Raw genomic sequence first — 17,366 nt, forward strand, 5'->3', positions numbered from 1 at the left:
TGGGCAGGTGAATTCGAAGGCCGCGACCAAGCGCACGCCGCGCGACCTGGCGATGCGCGCCCTGCGCGTCCTTCTGCTGCTGCTGGCGCTGGCGTTCTGCGCCTACAGCCTGGTCTCCCAGTGGGACGAGACCGTGCGGGCGTTCGAGGAGATGTCCTGGCCGACGCTCGCCGGGGCGCTCGCGGCCGGTCTGGCGGCCCTGTTCGCCCACATGCTGGGCTGGCGCGCCTTCCTGACCGGGCTCGGCTCGCCGCTGCCGATCAAGGCCGCGTTCCGGATCCAGAGCATCTCCCAGCTCGGCAAGTACGTGCCGGGCAAGGTCTGGGCGCTGGTGACCCAGGTCGAGCTCGCCCGCACCTACCACGTGCCCCGCATCCGCAGCTTCAGCGCGACGCTGCTGGCCGTGGCGACCTCCAGCGCCTGCGGCCTGGCGATGGCCGCGGCGACGCTGCCGCTGACGTCCGACGAGGCCCGCGACCGCTACTGGTGGCTGTTCCTGCTGGCCCCGGTCATGGTGGCCTCGCTGCATCCGCGGATCGTGACCTGGTGCCTGGACACCGCGCTGCGGCTCGTCCGGCGCCCCCCGCTCGAACACCCGGTGAGCCTGTCCGCGACGCTGCGCGCGGTCGGCTGGACGGTGCTCGGCTGGGTGCTGTTCGGCGTCCACACCTGGCTGCTGTGCATGGCCGTCGGCGGCGACGGCCCCGGCCTGCCCTTCCTGGCCACGGGCGCGTTCACGCTGGCCTTCGTGGCGGGGTTCCTGGTCTTCATCGCACCCGGGGGCATCGGCGCCCGCGAGGCCGTCCTGCTGGTGGTGCTGAACCCGGTGCTTCCCGCCGGGACGGCGATCGTGGTCGCGATCGGCTCGCGGGTCGTGCTGACGGTGGCCGACCTGCTGAACGCGGGCGCCGCGACGCTCATCGGCCGCTCCACGCCCCGACCTGAAAGCGACGAATCGGACGGGACGGACGGGAATGAACCCGGGGGCCAGGAGCTTGTCCCGGGTACGGAGCCGACGAAGGAGAGATCGTGAGCGCCCCCATCACCGTCACCGACGACACGTTCGACGAGCAGGTCATCAACAGCTCCACCCCGGTGCTGGTGGACTTCTGGGCCGAATGGTGCGGCCCCTGCAAGATGATCGCCCCCGTGCTCGACCAGATCGCCCCCGAATACGCGGGCAAGCTGACGATCGCCAAGCTCGACTACGACAACAACCCGCTGACGCCCGGCAAGTTCGGTGTGCTCGGCCTGCCCACGCTGCTGCTGTTCAAGAACGGCGAGGTCGTGGAGCAGATCGTCGGGGCCAAGCCCAAGCGCGCGCTGCTGAAGGTCATCGAGCCGCACCTCTGAGCGTCAGGAGCCGCCGCAGTTGTGCCCGCCCTCCATGTTCCCGTGGTCGGCGAGCTCGATCCTGACGGGCTTCGAACCCGTCAGGGTCTCGATGTAGCTGTTCCACAGCGGCGTGTGGTCGACCGGGCGGACGCCGGAGCGCAGCCGTTCCGGCTCGCCCGGGGCGTAGAAGCGCTTGAGCGCGTCGGTGAGGGAGCCCACGTCGTCGGGCTCGCAGACGATGCCGTCGACGCCGTCCCTGACCTGGTCGCCGAAGCCGCCCACCCGGGTGGCGATGACCGGGACGCCGTACTCGTGCGCCATCCACACGTTCTGCGAGGCCGTGGCGGTCCGGTAGGGCAGGACGAGCGCGTCGGAGGCGGCGAACAGCCCCGGGACGTCGGCGGCCGGCACGTAGCCGGGCTTCAGCTCGACCCGCTCGTCCAGACCCAGCTCGGAGATCAGCGCGCGGGTCTCGTCCAGGCCGCCCCAGAACTCCCCCGCCACCGTCAGCGCGACGTCGTCGGTGCCCGCCGCCAGGGCGCGCAGCAGGACGTCCAGCCCCTTGTAGGGGCGGATCATCCCGAAGAACAGCAGCCGCCGCCGCTCGCCGTCGCGCCGGGCCTCCGCCGAAGCCGCCGCCGGAAGGTGGGCGGGCATCTCGGCCACCCGCACGGGACGGGACGTCAGCCCCCGCGCCAGCCCGGCCTGCTGCTCGGAGTGGACGAGCACGCCGTCGGCGCGCCGCAGCAGCGCCTTCATCAGCGGCTCGTCATAGGGCTTGCGCTCGTGCGGCAGCACGTTGTGGCAGAGCGCGACGGTGGGCGTCCGGCGTCCGATCCCGGAGAGGATGCCCAGGTAGGACGGCACCTGGACGGGGCTCAGCACCGCCAGCACGACAAGGTCATAGTCGCGCAGGGCGCGGCCGGTGCGGTACCAGCCGTCCGGGCGGCGCCAGTCGAGGTCGTGGCGGGTGTCGGGGAACGGCTCGCCCTCGGGCTCGTCGATCGTCTGCTGCCCCGGGTACAGGAACCCGGGGTACTGGGCCCGCCACGACTCGATCGCGACGGTGTGCCCCGCCGCGGCCAGCCGGTGCGCCAGCTCGGTGGTGTGCTGGGCGCCGCCGCCCTTGTACGGGAAGGCGGGTCCCACGAGCGCGATCTTCACATGCTCCCCTAGACGTCGCCGCGAGATCGGACGATGAGGTCGGCCAGCAGGGCCAGGCTGGCGATGATCAACCCCGTAATGAAGATCATCACGGTGTTGTTGGCGAAGTAGCCGAAGTGCACGACCATGTCGAACACGCCCTTGCCCAGGCCGATGACCAGCAGCCACAGCGCCGGGGGCATCAGCACCTTGAGCGGGTTGAAGTACATCACCATCCGCAGCACCTGCAGGATGTAACGGTAGGCGTCCTTGGTGAAGTGGAACTTGGACTTGCCCGCCCGCTTGGCGTAGTCGATCGGCACGTACCGCACCGGGTGCTGGTTCGACAGGAACGCGATCGTGATCGTGGTGACGCACGAGAACCCGGGCGGCAGCAGCCGCAGGTACGGCAGCGACACCTCGCGGCGGAACGCGCGCAGCCCCGAGTTCAGGTCGGGGATCCGGGTGTTGGTGAGCCGTTCGGCGATCTTGCGGATGACCAGCTTGGCCGGGACCCGCAGCACCTTGTGCGACCCCTCCTCACTCGTCCGGGCGCCGACCACCTGGTCGACCGACGGGTCGGTGTCCAGGATGTCGACCAGCTCGGGGATGCGCTCGTTGGGGTAGGACATGTCGGCGTCGGTCCACACGACGATGTCGCCCCGCGCCTGCTGGCTCCCGATCCGCCGCACGGTGCCCGACCCGCTGTTGTGCTGGAACGCCATGATGCGCATCTGCGGGAACCGCGGCTCGGCCTCCCGCAACCGCTCCAGGGTGGCGTCGGTCGAGCAGTCGTCGACGGCCAGCAGCTCGTAGGTCTTGCCGCTGGCGTCCATCGCCGCGCAGATGCGCTCGATCTCCTGCACGACATGGTCCTGCTCGTTGTAACAGGGCAGGACGATCGTCACGTGCACCGGCTCTTCCGGGTCGGCGGCCCCTTCGTCCTGAGCCCGCACCCCCCGTCGAACCCCGCTCGGCCGCTCCTCGGCCACCGCCACCCGCTCGACGCCCCCGCCCGCCACAGACCCGGAGGTTTCGGAGACCCCGACGGACGCGCCCTCCCCCGCCGACGCACCCTCGACCGAGCCGGGCTCGGGCTCGGCGGACGCGGGCGGCGCGGGCTCGGCCGACGGCGGCGGCGTGGACGCGGCGGGCGCGGGCAGGGGCTTCGCGGGTCGGGTGGGCGCGGATTCGGGGTCGTCCGACGTGGGCGCGGGCAGGTCGACTTGGACGGTGCCGGGGCCGGGGTCGCGGGGCTCGGTACTCACGCAGGGCGAGAATACTCGTCCCGGCCGTCCGGCGAGGACCATCATGGCCTGGGCGGTTCGGACATCCACACGTCGACGCTGAATCCCCAGGTGCCTCGGGGCGGCTCGTCGAGGGTCCGGCCGTCCTGCCGGGCGCGCAGCTTGAGTGCCTGCGAGGCGGGGCCATACGGGGCGACCTGGGCGGGCTGCGCGCCGAGGATCACCGGACGGCGGCCCGCCTTGTAGATCTTGTCGACGACGCGGCGGACATCGCCGGGCGACGTGCCGCTCCTGGTCCTGGCGGCGGGGACGCCGCACATGCTGCGGACGACCTGGAGCATCCGGTCGGCGGTGGCCCGCTCCACGATCACCACCGAGCGCCCGGGGCCCAGCTTGGCGCACAGGCCGCGGACGGCCCCGACCTCGCCGTCGTCGGTCCTGGACGCGATGGTGACGCCGGAGGTCAGCACGATCGGCACCAGGAGCAGCAGGGCGGTCACGGCCGAGATCGTCCCGACGGCGGCCCGGCCGTAGCCGAGCCTCCTGATCCGGCGGATCGCCCAGGCCGTGGCCCACACCGTGAACAGCAGCAGGCCGGGGAGCACGACGGCGATCAGCCGTCGCGAGGCCCACGGGTGGTCGGGCGTGATCCCCGGGCGCAGCAGGGTGGTGACGGTCGTCCAGACGATCACCATGTAGGGCAGCAGCCATTCGGGAGACTGGCGCCGCAGCAGCCTCCGCGCCAGCAGCGCGGCGCCGAACGTCGCCAGGAGCAGCGCGGGCACGCCGATGTACCAGATCACCCAGTGCAGCGACAGTTCGGTGTACTGGCGGGTGCCGTCGACGTCCATGTGGTTGATCCGCTGGACCTGCTCGATGAAGAACGCGTTGAGCCGGTCGTCGGCGTTGGCGGGCTCGCGCCGCGCCGTCTGGAACAGCGGGCGCGCCGCCAGGACGGCCATGACCAGCACCGTCAGAACCGCGGCCGCGTCCGGCAGGCGGCCCGACGCGAGCGTGACGCCGATCCGGCGGAAGAACCGGCCGGTGCGGCGGGCGCGGAGCAGGACGACCATGAGCGCGGTCGCCGCCACGAGCGCCGCCGTGATCGCCAGCAGCGGGTTCAGCGAGGCGTGCAGGTAGCGCAGGTACGGGCGGGAGAACGTGAAGCCTTCGAGCAGGCCCGCCCCCACGCCGATCGTGAGCCCGGCCGCGAGCGGGTACCCCGTTCGGCGGCTGTATCCCACGCCCTTGCGCCGCTTCTCGCCGCGCGCGACCAGCAGCCCGGCGAAGGCCACGACCGGCAGGACGTCGCGCAGCGCGTCGATCCGGACGAGCACGATCAGCCCGAGCGTCAGCCCCACCAGGAACGCCTTGACCCGGGCCGACTTCTCCTTCTCCGTCCGGACGTCGTACAGCAGCGCGAGCCCGCCCAGCAGCAGCAGGAGCGCGGGCAGTTCGCTGTAGGTGGAGCGCGAGACCCAGACCATGGGCAGGGTCAGCGCCAGGAGCAGCGCGCCCACCGGCGCCCAGGCCGGGCCGACCAGCCGCGCGGTCAGCCCCCCGAAGGCGAGCACGGCGCAGGCCCCCAGCAGCGGCGCCATCAGCAGCAGGCCGTGGGTGCCGCCGATCCAGCCGCCGAGCGCGAGGAGCATCGGCAGGCCCGCCATGAACTGCGGGACGATCGAGTCGCCGCGCTGGTAGAAGCCGGGGCTGCCGTATTCGAGGGCCGGGTCGCCGCCGCCGAACGCCGCGAGCCTCTGCGGGATCGGCAGCGACCCGTGGTCGTTCAGCCAGGTCGCGAACTGCACGTAGGTCGCGGGGTCGCGGCGGACGATGACCTGCTCGGAGTACATCACCACCTGGAGCACCAGGAAGGCCAGGGCGATCGCCAGCACGCCGCCGGTCGACCACCACGAGACCCGCTCGTCCAGCCGGGGCAGGCCCGCCCGGCCGCGCAGGCCCTGCCAGAGCAGCACGGCGGCGACGGGGACGAACAGGGCCAGGGCCGGGCCGGGACGGAACACGCCCGCCATCAGCAGCGGGAGGGAGACGGCCAGCCACGCGACCACGACCAGCGCGGGGGCCACGGTGAGCCGCGCGAGCAGAGGGCCCGCGCTCACATTTCCCCCTGGGTGGTGGTCCGGCGACAGAGCCAGGGGGCCCGGCGAGGCGGACGCCGCCCGGCGGGGCGATCGGTGCCCGATCGTACTCACGCACGGTGAGGCGTCGCAAGCAATGCGGCGGGGCCGCGCGGGGCCGGGCCCGCCAGGCCGTACCCTCGCTCCATGAGTGGCATCGGACCTGCGGAACTGCTGCGGCGCAGGGTGGCCGGCGACCCGTCGCGCCCCCTGGTGACCTTCTACGACGACGGCACCGGCGAGCGCGTCGAGCTGTCGGCCAAGACGTTCGACAACTGGGTCGCCAAGACCGCGAACTTCCTGGTGGACGGGCTCGGCGCCGAGCCGGGGACGCGGGTGGTCCTGGCTCTGCCGCCGCACTGGCAGACGGCGGTGTGGCTGATGGCCTGCTGGTCGGCGGGAGCGATCGCCGAACCGTCGGAGCCGGGCGAACCGATCACCGCCTCCGCGCCGTACATCCTGGCGGCCACCGAGGAGGTGCTCGACGATGCGCTCAACGACACCGGCGCCGAGGAGATCGTGGGACTCTCGCTGCACGCGCTGGGCGGTGCCCTGGCCGATTGCCCTCCCGGTGTCGAGGACTATGCCCTTGAGGTCAGGTCATACGGGGACCGTTTCGTCCCCCCGACGGTGGTAACCCCGGACGATGCCGCCCTGACTGTGACAAAGGCCACATACAGTGGTGCCGAGCTGGTCAGGTCGGCCGAGGCGGCGGCCGCGAAATGGGAGCTGGACGCCGCTGACCGGGTGTTGGTTGACATGCCGTTCACCACACTCGACGGGGTTCTGAGCGGTCTACTTGCACCACTAGCCTCAGGAGCTTCCGTCATAATCCAACGAAACTCCGACAAAGACTCCCTAAAGGAGCGCGTGAGACTGGAGCATGTGACCGCGGTGGCCGGTGTGCCCGGATGGAATGACGCGTCCGGGTCCGTGAGCCGCCTCCTCTGACTTACTCTTCACCTTGATTCCGACGCCTGGAACCTGACCCGGGAAGCGGGCACGCCCCACGCCCACGCCCCCGACCACGGAGCCGATGAACAGCAATCCGATGTACATGGAGTACGTCGACGACGCCGACCCGGAGCCGGCGCGCCGACGTGGATGGCGCGTCCTCGGCTGGGTGTCCATCGGTCTTTCCGTCCTGATGGTGGTCAGCTCGCTCACGGCCTACGGCCTGTACCGCAAGGCGTTCGGGAACATCACCCACGAGGACCCCAACGCCCTGATCGGCGTCCGGCCCAAGAAGCTCAACAACGCGCTCAACATCCTGCTGCTGGGGTCCGACACCCGCGCCGGGGCCAACGCCCAGTACGGCCGCGCGATGAAGAACGAGCCGCCGCGCTCGGACACCATGATCCTGCTGCACCTGTCGCCGGGAGGCGGCCAGGCGATGGGCATCAGCTTCCCCCGCGACCTGATGATCCCCATCCCCTCGTGCAAGCTGAAGAACGGCTCGACCACCCCGGCGCAGTCGCGCGGGCAGATCAACGCCTCCTTCACCGCCGGTGGCGCGTCCTGCACGATGAAGACGATCGAGAACATCTCCAACGTCAAGATCGACCACTTCGTCCAGGTCGACTTCAACGGCTTCAAGTCGATCACCAGCGCGGTCGGCGGCGTCCCCGTGTGCCTGCCCAAGGACGTCAACGACCCCAAGTCGAAGCTGAAGCTGTCCAAGGGCAAGCACACCATCAAGGGCGAGCAGGCCCTGGCCTACGTCCGCAACCGGCACGGGCTCGGCGACGGCTCCGACACCGACCGCATCAAGCGCCAGCAGAAGTTCATGGGCGCGCTGGCCAACAAGGCGATGAGCGCGGGCGTGCTGACCAACCCCGCCAAGCTGCTCTCGCTGATCCAGGCCGGCACCAAGTCGCTGACCACCGACAAGGAGCTGACGCCCGGCGTGATGCGGAAGATCGCCGAGGAGATGGGCGGCATGAGCTCGGGCAAGCTCCGCTTCGTCACCGTGCCGTCCGGCCCCGACCCCGCCGACCCCAACCGCGTCGCGCTGCGCCAGCCGGACGCCAACAACTTCTTCTCCTCCATCCGCAACGACAAGTCGGTGCCCAAGGAGGAGAAGGGGCCCAAGAAGGGCACCCCGGCCCCGAAGATCCCGCCGAGCCAGATCCAGGTCAGGGTCTACAACGCCAGCGGCATCGACGGGCAGGCCCGCAGGGTCGGCGACGACCTGGAGGCGCAGGGCTTCAAGGTCGAGGTCGTCGGCAACAAGCCCACCGCCAAGGCCACCCGCGTCCTGTTCGGCACCGGGGGCGACCAGAAGGCCGCCGTGCTGTCCGCTCTGATCCCCACCGCTCCCAAGCCCACGGCGCGCACTTCGGCCACCGCGGGCGTGGTGGAGTTGGTCGTCGGTTCCGACTGGACCACACTGAAGAGCTCCAAGACCGCGGGCATCCCCAAGCAGCAGGGCGAGATCCGCGCCACCGACAACATCTGCGACGGGAACTGACCGCCGGACCCCATGACGTACACGAGCAGGCCGCCGACCGCGCCCCAGCCCAGGAGCCCGTGGCCCCCGGAACACCCGGAGGCCATGGACGCGCGGCCCGCATCGCCCCCCGGGGGCCCTGTCGCGGACGCGCGGCCCGCCGGGGGTCCTGGCGCGGACGCCCCGGCGCCCCGCCGCAAGGAACGCGACCCGTTCTTCGACAACGCCAAGTACCTGGCGATCCTGCTGGTGGTGATCGGGCACTCGCTGGCCTACCTGCGGGAAGTCCCCGTGGCCAGGGGTCTGTACCTGTTCATCTACATGTTCCACATGCCGCTGTTCATCGTGATCACCGGCTACTTCTCGCGGAACTGGACGTTCTCCGGCGGCAAGGCCCGCAAGCTCATCACCAACGTCGGCGTGCCCTACGTCGTGTTCGAGATCGCCTACTCGGTCTACGACTGGCTCGTCGGGCGCAACGAGCTGGAGATCAGCCTCCTCAAGCCGTACTTCCTCACCTGGTTCCTGTGCGCGCTGTTCATGTGGCGGCTGTCGACCCCCGTATGGCAGCAGATCCGCTGGCCGTTCGCGGTCGCGATGGTGTTCTCGCTGCTGTCGTACATGAGCGATCTCGGTGGAACGTTCAACATCCACCGCGTGATCGGGCTGCTGCCGTTCTACGTCCTCGGCCTCATGCTGCGGCCCGAGCACTTCGAGCTGCTCAAGCGCCCGTCCGCCCGCGTGGCCGGCTTCGGCGTCCTGACCGCCGGGCTCGGCGCCGCGTACCTGGCCATGGACCGCATGAACAAGGACTGGGTCTACTGGAAGGACCCGCACGAGGAACTCGGCGTCGGGAACGTCGCCGGAACCGTCATGCGCGTCGCCATGTTCGCCTGCGCCGTCACGCTGGTGGCTGCGTTCCTGGCGATCGTTCCCCGTAAGAAGACCTGGTTCACCAAGCTCGGTGCCACCACCCTGTACGCCTTCCTGCTGCACGGGTTCGTCACGCGCCTGCTCCAGTTCACCGAACTGTGGGACGCCGCGTGGATGAACACCGTGCCCGGTGTGATCGTTGTCATCGCCGGGGCCGCGGTCGTGGGCACCTTCCTGTGTTCCAAGCCGGTCGTGCGGGCGATGAGCTGGGCGCTGGAGCCCAAGATGACCTGGGCCTTCACCGGCCTGCGGCGTCCCGCCCGTCCCGACGGTCCCGCGAAGCCGCCCGCGACCCCCGAGCCCGCCGTGCAACAAGGGGGAAAACGCCCTTAAGCAACGGCCCGGCCGCGCGTCCGCGGGTCGGATAATGTGCAGACAGCCGCCGTTCATCCGCCGTTCCCCGTTCCGGCCCGACGCCGCCACCGAGCGTCACCGGACGTGCGAATTACCGGCGAAAACCGCCCACGTGTATCGGGAGAACCGTGTCACCGCTCCTCAGCGTCGTCGTACCGTTCTACAACGTCGAGGCCTATCTGGCTGACTGCCTGGAGTCGCTGCAACAGCAGACGCTGCGCGACATCGAGGTCATCATGGTGGACGACGGCTCCCCCGATGGCAGCACGGCGATCGCCAAGGAGTTCGCCGAGAAGGACGAGCGGTTCCGCCTCGTCCAGCAGCCGAACCAGGGCCTGGGCCCGGCCCGCAACACCGGCGCGCGGCACGCCACCGGCACCTACCTGGCCTTCATGGACTCCGACGACATCGTCCCCCGCTACACCTACGAGCTGATGGTCGGGACGCTGAAGGAGACCGGCTCCGACCTGGCGTGCGGCGGCGTCCGGCGGCTCACCTCGGCCGGGCCGCGCAACTCGCCCATGCACACCGAGATCTTCAAGGTCACCGACAAGAAGACCCACATCTCCCGGCGTCCCGAGCTGCTCGGCGACCGCACCGCCTGGAACAAGGTCTTCCGGCGCGAGTTCTTCGAGGCCAACGACTTCGCGTTCCCGCCCGGGCTCTACGAGGACGCGCCGGTGACGATCCCCGCGCACTTCCTGGCCGCGTCCGTCGACGTCCTCAGCGACATCGTCTACTACTGGCGCGAGCGCGAGGGCGAGTCGCAGTCGATCACCCAGCGGCGCACCGAGCCCGGCAACCTCGAAGACCGGGTGCGCACCACCCAGAACGTCACGGCGTTCCTGCGCGAGCGCTCCCCCGAGCTGTGGCGCGCCCAGCTCACCAACGTGCTCGACGGCGAGCTCCCGCTCTACATCGACCAGGCGGGCGAGGGCGGCCCGGAGTACTGCGACCGGCTGCGCGCCCAGGTCGACGAGGTCGTCGCCGAGGCCAACGACGCGATGATGGGCAAGCTCACCGCGCTCAAGCGGCTGAAGTACCACCTGATCCGCAACGGGCTCATCGAGGAGCTCCTGGAGATCATCAACTACCAGCAGGCCCGCATCTTCACGGCCGACGTCACGCTCAAGGACGGCCGCTGGTACGCCGAGTACCCCTACTTCGGCGACGCGTCCCGGAACATCCCCGACCACCTGTACGACATCAACCGCGAGCTGACCATCCAGGGCCGCGCCGACGCGGCCTGGTGGCGCGACGGCAAGCTGCACATCACCGGCCACGCCTACATCACCCGCATCCCGATGGACGACGTCGAGACGTCCACGATCCGGGTCTGGCTCCAGCACGCCCGCACGGGCACCACCGTCGAGCTGCCGGTGCAGCGCGTCCACCGTCCCGACGTCTCGGCCGACGCGCGGCGCGCCGCCGCCGACTACGACTGGGCCGGGTTCAGCGTCGTCATCGACCCCGACGACCTCAAGGTCAGCCGCTACCGGTTCCTGCGCGCGACCAAGTACCGAGTGCTGGGCGCCCTGCGCTCGGCCAACTGGGAACTGCACGCCGAGGTCTCCGTCCCCGGGGGGCTCAAGCTGTCGGCCCCCCTCGGCGGGCCCCGCCGCAGCGACGTACGGTGGGCCAACGCCTGGGAGGCCGCGCCGGACGTCTGGATCCGCCCGGTCACCGCCTCGAGCGACCGCTTCAACGTCCAGGTCAAGCAGCTCAACCGGCACATCACCGACGCCCGCGTCGACGGCGACGCCCTGGCCCTGTCCGGCCGGATCACCGACTCCGGCGTGACCTCGGGCGAGCTCGTCCTGTCGCGCCGCCAGGGCATGGCCGAGGCGCGGCTGCCCGTCACCTTCGCCGCCGACGGCACGTTCACGGTGAACGTGCCGGTGGACGTCCTGGTCTCCCACGCCAGCGAGACCGCCGCCACCCTGCACACCTGGGTCACCGAGGGACTCGACTGGGACGGGTCGCTCCAGTACACGGGCCAGTCCAAGCCCGTGCGGCTCACCATCCACGACGACGTCGAGGTCAGGCACTCCCTCGGCACCGACGAGATCGTCGTGACCCGCACCAAGTTCGGCAACCTGCGGATCATCGAGCGTCCCCGCCGTCCGGCCGTGACCGCCGCCGAATGGGTCGACGGCGGGCGGCTGCGCCTGACCGGCGAGATGGCCGGGGAGAACCGACCCGACCATCTGCTGGTCAAGCTGCGCACCGGAGGCGACACCTACGCCTTCCCCCTGACCTGGACCGACGGCGGTTTCACGGCCGAGTTCGACCCGGCCCGCGTCCCGCTGTTCGGCGAGGAGCTGCCGCTGGCCACGGGCCGCTGGGGTTTCTTCGCCCCGATGGCCGACGGCGACGTCGCGCTCGCGGGGTCCCGCTCGTCCCTGTCGGAACTGCCACCGCCGAGCGTCTCGGGTCTGCACGAGTTCAGGCTCTCCACCTTCCAGGCCGACTCGCTCCAACTGGAGTCGCGTCCCGCCCAGGAGGACGAGGAACGCGGCGTATACGGCCTCAAGCGCATCGCCCTGCGCGACTACCCCGGGTACCTGGCCGAGCCCCTGCGCGACCTGGCCGTGTTCGAGAGCTTCCGGGGCCGCCAGTACTCCGACAGCCCCCGCGCCATCTATGAGGAGATGGCCCGCCGGGTGCCCGAGCTGGAGTACGTCTGGGTCACCAAGGACGGCCAGTTCCAGGCCCCCGAAGGCGTCCGGACGGTCGTCTACGGCAGCCGCGAGCACTTCAAGGTGCTCGCCCAGGCCCGCTATCTCGTCGGCAACGACCCCATGCCCGAGTGGTTCACCAAGCGCGAGGGCCAGTTCTACCTCCAGACCTGGCACGGCACCCCGCTCAAGCGCATCGGGTACGACATCGAGCGTCCGCAGTTCAAGAACGCCCAGGACTACCTGCGCCGCTTCAGCGACGACGTCGCCCAGTGGGACGCGCTGGTCTCCCCCAACCCGTTCAGCACCCCGATCATGCGCCGCGCCTTCCGCTACGACGGCGAGATCCTGGAGACCGGCTACCCGCGCAACGACGTCCTCGTCCAGGGCGACCCCGCGCGCGCCGCGCGCGTCCGGGCCCTGCTGGGCATCGCCGAGGGCAAGAAGGTCGTCACCTACGCCCCCACCTGGCGCGACGACCAGCTCCGCGCGGGCGGCTACAGCCGCGAGCTGGCCCTCGACCTCCTCCAGGCCCGCCAGGCCCTGGAGGACGACCACGTCCTGCTGGTCAGGGGCCACTTCAACCTGGGCGGCGGCGTCGAGGGCACCGACGGCGAGTTCGCGATCGACGTCAGCCGCTACCCCGACATCGCCGACCTCTACCTGATCTCCGACCTGATGATCACCGACTACTCCTCGGTGATGTTCGACTTCGCGGTGACGGGCCGTCCCCAGGTGTTCTTCACCTACGACCTGGAGCGCTACCGCGACCAGTTGCGCGGCTTCTATTTCGATTTCGAGGCCGAAGCCCCCGGGCCCCTTTGCCACACCTCGTCCGAGGTGATCGAGGCCATCAGGAACCCGCAGAGCCACGATGCGGCCTACCGGGCATTCCAGGAGAAGTTCTGCGCCTGGGACAACGGCACCGCGTCCGCCCGGGCGGTCGATCGGATGCTGCGCGACGCATAGCCCCGGGCGGATACCATCGCTCGGTGAACGGCGGGCAAAACCCATTCGAATCTGAGGCCGGGGGAAGCCTCACTCCCCGATGAAAGGACAGCTCTCCATGGCGAATTTCACGCTCGAGGACGTTCGGCAACGGACGTACAAGGCGCGTGACGCATGGTGGACGGTACTGCTGGTCGACCCGCTCGCCTCCCGGCTCGTCCGGTTCACGGCCAACCGGACGAACATCACGCCGAACCAGCTCACCGTCGGCGCCCTGCTCCTGGGACTCGGCGCGGGCGCGAGCTTCGCGTTCGCGTCCTGGCCCTGGCTCCTGCTGGGCGCCCTGCTGTACCACCTGTCGTTCACCCTCGACTGCATGGACGGCAAGATCGCCCGCCTCAAGGGCACCGGCTCGATCTTCGGCGCCTGGCTCGACTACATCTTCGACCGCGTCCGCGTCCTGGCCTGCGCCATCGCCCTGATGGGCGGCCAGTACATCGCCACCGACAACGTCGCCTACGTCTGGACGGCCGTCGCCGTCGTCTTCATCGACATGCTCCGGTACATGGACGCGCTGGAGATCTACAAGGTCCGCACCCAGATGCGCACCAAGCTCGCCGCCGCCCGCGAGCAGGCCCAGGCCCTCGAACTGCGCCTCAAGGGCGCCGAGCACATCGACGTGGTCGAGCTGACCCCCGACCCCGAGGCCGACATGGAAGAGCGCGTCGTCGGCGACAACCCCAACATCGAGCTCCAGCGCGGCTTCAACCAGCGCTTCCCCTGGTACGCCCGCGTCCGCGACGTCCTCATCCGCGGCCGCATCCGTCCCCACCTGATCAGCGGCATCGAGTTCCAGATGGGCGTCTTCATCGTCGCCCCCCTGGCCGCCGCCGCGATCCCCGGCGCGATCATCCCGGTCACGATCCTGTCCGCCGCCGGAATGCTGGCCTTCGAGTTCGTCATCATCTACAAGTTCTGGCTCTCCAGCCGCGACTACACCAAGACCCTCGCCAAGGTCCAGAGCAAGATCGAGGCCCTCCAGGCCGAGCTCCCGGCGGAAGAGCCCTACCCCGCCAACCACTAGGTCAAAGGCGGGCGGTCACCTCGAAGTCGGCCGCCCGCCACCCACCCTTCACCGACTGTCCACGCCAAAAGGGCGCATGAGGGCCGACCCCAGGCTGATAATGACCGGTCATCCCCACAGATCGACCGGAGGTCCCCCAATATGCGCGTGCCCGCCTTCTCCCATCTGGCCCGCGGCGGGACCGGCGGAGCGGTAGCCGTCACGGCCCTGGTGGCGATCCTCCTGGCCCTGGACGAGATCTCCGCCCCCACCGCCGCCATCACCGTCGTCGGCACCTTCGTCCTGGTGGGCCTGATGCTCACCGCCGGCATGATCCGCCGCGTGGACGAGAAGATCGAACGCCTGACGACCCGTCAGGCCCAGGCCACCCAGCAGAACGCCGACCACGCGGCCGAAGCCGCCCAGAGATCAGAAGCCACCACCAAAAAGCTGGCTGACCTGGACACCCACGTCGCCAAGGCCCGCGAATGGGTCAGCAAGGACGTCTTCACCGCCTACCAGCAACTCGAGGCGATCACCGACCTCCGCGCCCTCATCACCCCCCGCGCGCCCATGCCCGCCCTACGCCACTGGGCCCTCTCCCCCGACGCCCTCCGCCACATCATCACCCAGATCCACACCCAGCACCCCAAGCTCATCGTCGAGTGCGGCAGCGGCGCCTCCAGCACCTGGCTGGGCTACATCGTCCAGTCCCTCGGCGGCCGGATCGTCTCCCTGGAACACGACGAACGCTTCGCCGAGATGACCAGAGACCTCATCCGCGCCCACAACCTCCAGGACACCGTAGAAATCCGCTACGCCCCCCTGACCGGTGACCAGCCCTGGTACGACACCAAGGCCATCGAAGACCTCCACGACATCGACCTGGTCATCGTCGACGGCCCCCCGGGAACCGGCGGCCCCGAAGCCCGCTACCCCGCCGTCCCCCACCTGCTCCCCCGCTGCACCGACCACGCCCAGATCATGCTCGACGACGCCCACCGCCCCGAAGAACAAGCCGTCAGCAAGCGCTGGCTAGAGGAAAACCCCACCCTCACCCGCACCATCCACGAATACGACAAGCACCTCCACGTCTTCACCCGCTAGAACCCAACGAGCAAAGTCCCCGCCTACACGCCTTGGTCGTCAGCGGCGGAGGAGTGAGCGGAGGCGGGACTTGGTGGTCTGGATGCTGAGGTTGCCGTGGGCGGTGCGGAAGGGTTTGACGGAGCGGGTGGGACGGCCCAGGTCGGTGGGGGCGGGGGTTCTGAGGGTGCCGGTGGACTCGCCGGTGGTGACCTTGTAGGAGAGGTCCCATTTGCCGCGGCGGGCGTTGCTGAGGTCGAACTCGCCGGAGACCTTGATCTTGCCCTCGGCGCGTTCGATGGTGAGGTCGACCTCGACGGTGTCGTCGGTCTCGCGGTGCTGGAGGACGGCGCTGACGGTGAGGTCGGTGGGCGGGAGGGCGGCGGCGAGATGGCCCTGGAGGTGGAGGGCGGGGCCTGACGGGGTGATTTTCGGGGGTCCGGCCGGGGTGCGGGCCTTGGCGAAGGCGCCGATGTTGAGGGCCAGGGCGCCGGTGTGCTTGGTCAGGTAGGGCTCGGCGAAGGGGGCGCCTTCGGCGGTGGCCACGAGACGGGCGCCGGGAACGCGGGCGTCGTCGGACGCGTAGAGGCGGGCCTCGTGGGTGTAGCCGCGGGTCCGGACGAGGGTCGAGGTGTCCCAGCGGCCGGGGGTGAGGGCCGGGTCGCCGAAGTCGATCTCGGCCACCAGGGACTCGCCGTCACGGAGGAAGGGCACGTGGTGGATCGCCTGGGTGTCGCGGTGCTTGAGGAGCAGTTCCTCTGGGGGGTCGCCCTCGCCCAGGCGTTCTATGGACGGGTTCACGCGGACCTTGAGGTGGGGGCCGTGCCACTCGACGTCGACGAAGTTGCGACGGCCTGCGACGGAGCCCCGGAGTTCGTAGACCTCGTCGGGGACGGCGTACCTCTCGTCGCGCAGGCCCGGGTAGGCGAGGAGGGCCTTGTCGTCGGCCACGACTATGGAGGGCGGGTTCTCGGCGTGGACCTTGGCGGCCTCGTCCACCAGGTCGTCGAGGTTGTTGCGGAGGGCGTGGTCGAGGAGGCGCATGTAGGGCGAGAGGGCGTCCATGATCTGGGGGTTGGCGAACTCCCTGACCAGGTCGCGGACGGCGTCGCGGGTGTCGCGCCGCTCTTCGGGGGTGAAGCGCTGGTAGCGGGGGTCGAAGCGGGAGAAGACCTCGATGGCGAAGTGGCGGCGCAGGAGGCGGTCGCGGACGTCGCCGGGGGCGGTGCGCTCGGCGACGAACTCCATCAGGCGCCTGATCTCGGGGAAGTAGTCGGCGGCGGGCGCGCCTCCGGTCTGCAGGGCGCTGGTTCCGTCTTCGCGGTCGACCCAGTAGTAGCAGTCGTAGTCCGCCAGGACGGAGACGCCCTTGGCCTCGAAATACGCCTGGACCGCGAAGAACTGGTCTTCGCCCGACAGGACGTTCTCGGGAAAGCGGATGCGGTGCCGTTCCAGAAGGGCGCGGCGGTAGAGCTTGAGGGCGGTGATGCTGCCGTAGAGGTTGGGGACGGCGTCGTAGACCGTGGTGAAGGGGACGGTCTCGCGGAAGAGATGGGGATTGATCTTCCGGCCTATCCCGACGTATTTGGGGACGACGACATCGGTGCCGTTGGCGTCGGCGATCGCGCAGCAGCGTTCGAGGGCCTCGGGGCCGAGGTGGTCGTCGGCGTCGAGGAAGAAGACGTACTCACCGGTGGCCTTCTCGATGCCCACGTTGCGTGGCTTGCCGGGACCGCCGGACGGTTCCTGGTGGACGACGTGGAAGCGCGCGTCGCCCGCGGCGAGGCGGTCGAGCTCCTCGCCGCTGCCGTCGGTGGAGCCGTCGTCCACCGCGATGATCTCGACGTCCGCAGCCGGGAGCGACTGGTCGAGCACAGACCGGAACGTCCGGTCCAGAGTGGCGCGGCAGTTGTACACCGGCACGATGACGCTGACCTTCGGGGTCGTCATTGGTCTCCAAATCCCACCGCTTGTGCGTCCCACTGGAGACGC

The 17,366-nt window shown here is 70.1% G+C and carries 12 protein-coding genes; 8 read left to right on the forward strand and 4 right to left on the reverse strand.

The annotated features are described in order from the left end of the window. Positions 1-7 precede the first annotated feature (7 nt). Together ACQPY4_RS36120 and trxA are read left to right on the forward strand one after the other, a co-directional pair. Positions 8-1,033, forward strand: coding sequence for a lysylphosphatidylglycerol synthase transmembrane domain-containing protein (locus ACQPY4_RS36120; RefSeq protein ID WP_433328863.1), 1,026 nt, complete (start codon positions 8-10; stop codon positions 1,031-1,033). After that, the gene (gene trxA / locus ACQPY4_RS36125) at positions 1,030-1,353 is read left to right on the forward strand and encodes a thioredoxin (RefSeq protein WP_433328865.1); all 324 of its coding nucleotides are present in this window, start codon (positions 1,030-1,032) and stop codon (positions 1,351-1,353) included. The genes ACQPY4_RS36120 and trxA overlap by 4 nt, the downstream gene beginning before the upstream one ends. A 3-nt stretch (positions 1,354-1,356) precedes the next feature. On the opposite strand, the gene ACQPY4_RS36130 is transcribed toward trxA, so the two are convergent. The 3 genes from ACQPY4_RS36130 to ACQPY4_RS36140 all read right to left on the reverse strand — a co-directional run bounded on the left by ACQPY4_RS36130 (position 1,357) and on the right by ACQPY4_RS36140 (position 5,845). After that, positions 1,357-2,499: a glycosyltransferase family 4 protein gene (locus ACQPY4_RS36130; protein ID WP_433328867.1), complete on the reverse strand. Its 1,143-nt coding sequence runs from the start codon at positions 2,497-2,499 to the stop codon at positions 1,357-1,359. Between the two features lie 8 nt (positions 2,500-2,507). Beyond that, complete coding sequence (locus ACQPY4_RS36135) at positions 2,508-3,434, reverse strand: glycosyltransferase family 2 protein (RefSeq protein ID WP_433339148.1); 927 nt, start codon at positions 3,432-3,434, stop codon at positions 2,508-2,510. A gap of 353 nt (positions 3,435-3,787) precedes the next feature. After that, entirely contained in the window at positions 3,788-5,845 is a 2,058-nt protein-coding gene (locus ACQPY4_RS36140; protein ID WP_433328869.1) for a hypothetical protein, read from the reverse strand. A 165-nt stretch (positions 5,846-6,010) separates the two neighbouring features. Here ACQPY4_RS36140 and ACQPY4_RS36145 point away from each other — a divergent pair, with 165 nt between their 5' ends. From ACQPY4_RS36145 to ACQPY4_RS36170, 6 genes are all read left to right on the forward strand, one after another. After that, complete coding sequence (locus ACQPY4_RS36145) at positions 6,011-6,814, forward strand: TIGR03089 family protein (RefSeq protein WP_433328871.1); 804 nt, start codon at positions 6,011-6,013, stop codon at positions 6,812-6,814. Between the two features lie 85 nt (positions 6,815-6,899). Continuing rightward, positions 6,900-8,333: an LCP family protein gene (locus ACQPY4_RS36150; RefSeq protein ID WP_433328873.1), complete on the forward strand. Its 1,434-nt coding sequence runs from the start codon at positions 6,900-6,902 to the stop codon at positions 8,331-8,333. 84 nt (positions 8,334-8,417) lie between these two features. Next, on the forward strand, positions 8,418-9,578 hold the full coding sequence (locus ACQPY4_RS36155; protein ID WP_433328875.1) for an acyltransferase family protein: 1,161 nt from the start codon (positions 8,418-8,420) through the stop codon (positions 9,576-9,578). Positions 9,579-9,727: 149 nt separating this feature from the next. Continuing rightward, positions 9,728-13,246 carry a bifunctional glycosyltransferase/CDP-glycerol:glycerophosphate glycerophosphotransferase gene (locus tag ACQPY4_RS36160; protein ID WP_433328877.1) on the forward strand — a complete coding sequence of 1,173 codons (3,519 nt, stop codon included), beginning with the start codon at positions 9,728-9,730 and terminating at the stop codon, positions 13,244-13,246. A gap of 97 nt (positions 13,247-13,343) precedes the next feature. Further along, positions 13,344-14,309 carry a CDP-alcohol phosphatidyltransferase family protein gene (locus ACQPY4_RS36165; protein WP_433328879.1) on the forward strand — a complete coding sequence of 322 codons (966 nt, stop codon included), beginning with the start codon at positions 13,344-13,346 and terminating at the stop codon, positions 14,307-14,309. A 141-nt stretch (positions 14,310-14,450) separates the two neighbouring features. Further along, the gene (locus ACQPY4_RS36170; protein ID WP_433328881.1) at positions 14,451-15,395 is read left to right on the forward strand and encodes a class I SAM-dependent methyltransferase; all 945 of its coding nucleotides are present in this window, start codon (positions 14,451-14,453) and stop codon (positions 15,393-15,395) included. A gap of 39 nt (positions 15,396-15,434) precedes the next feature. Here ACQPY4_RS36170 and ACQPY4_RS36175 read toward each other — a convergent pair whose 3' ends face one another. Further along, positions 15,435-17,324, reverse strand: coding sequence for a glycosyltransferase family 2 protein (locus tag ACQPY4_RS36175; RefSeq protein ID WP_433328883.1), 1,890 nt, complete (start codon positions 17,322-17,324; stop codon positions 15,435-15,437). Between the last annotated feature and the right edge of the window lie 42 nt (positions 17,325-17,366).

The sequence above is a fragment of the Spirillospora sp. CA-294931 genome, from assembly GCF_050946795.1.
Classification (GTDB): Bacteria; Actinomycetota; Actinomycetes; order Streptosporangiales; family Streptosporangiaceae; genus Spirillospora.

Coding starts and splice junctions, on each gene's coding strand:
- ACQPY4_RS36145 (WP_433328871.1), top strand. CDS start 6,011: ATGAGTGGCATCGGACCTGCGGAACTGCTGCGGCGCAGGGTGGCCGGC.
- ACQPY4_RS36150 (WP_433328873.1), top strand. CDS start 6,900: ATGAACAGCAATCCGATGTACATGGAGTACGTCGACGACGCCGACCCG.
- ACQPY4_RS36155 (WP_433328875.1), top strand. CDS start 8,418: ATGGACGCGCGGCCCGCATCGCCCCCCGGGGGCCCTGTCGCGGACGCG.
- ACQPY4_RS36165 (WP_433328879.1), top strand. CDS start 13,344: ATGGCGAATTTCACGCTCGAGGACGTTCGGCAACGGACGTACAAGGCG.
- ACQPY4_RS36170 (WP_433328881.1), top strand. CDS start 14,451: ATGCGCGTGCCCGCCTTCTCCCATCTGGCCCGCGGCGGGACCGGCGGA.
- ACQPY4_RS36175 (WP_433328883.1), bottom strand. CDS start 17,324: ATGACGACCCCGAAGGTCAGCGTCATCGTGCCGGTGTACAACTGCCGC.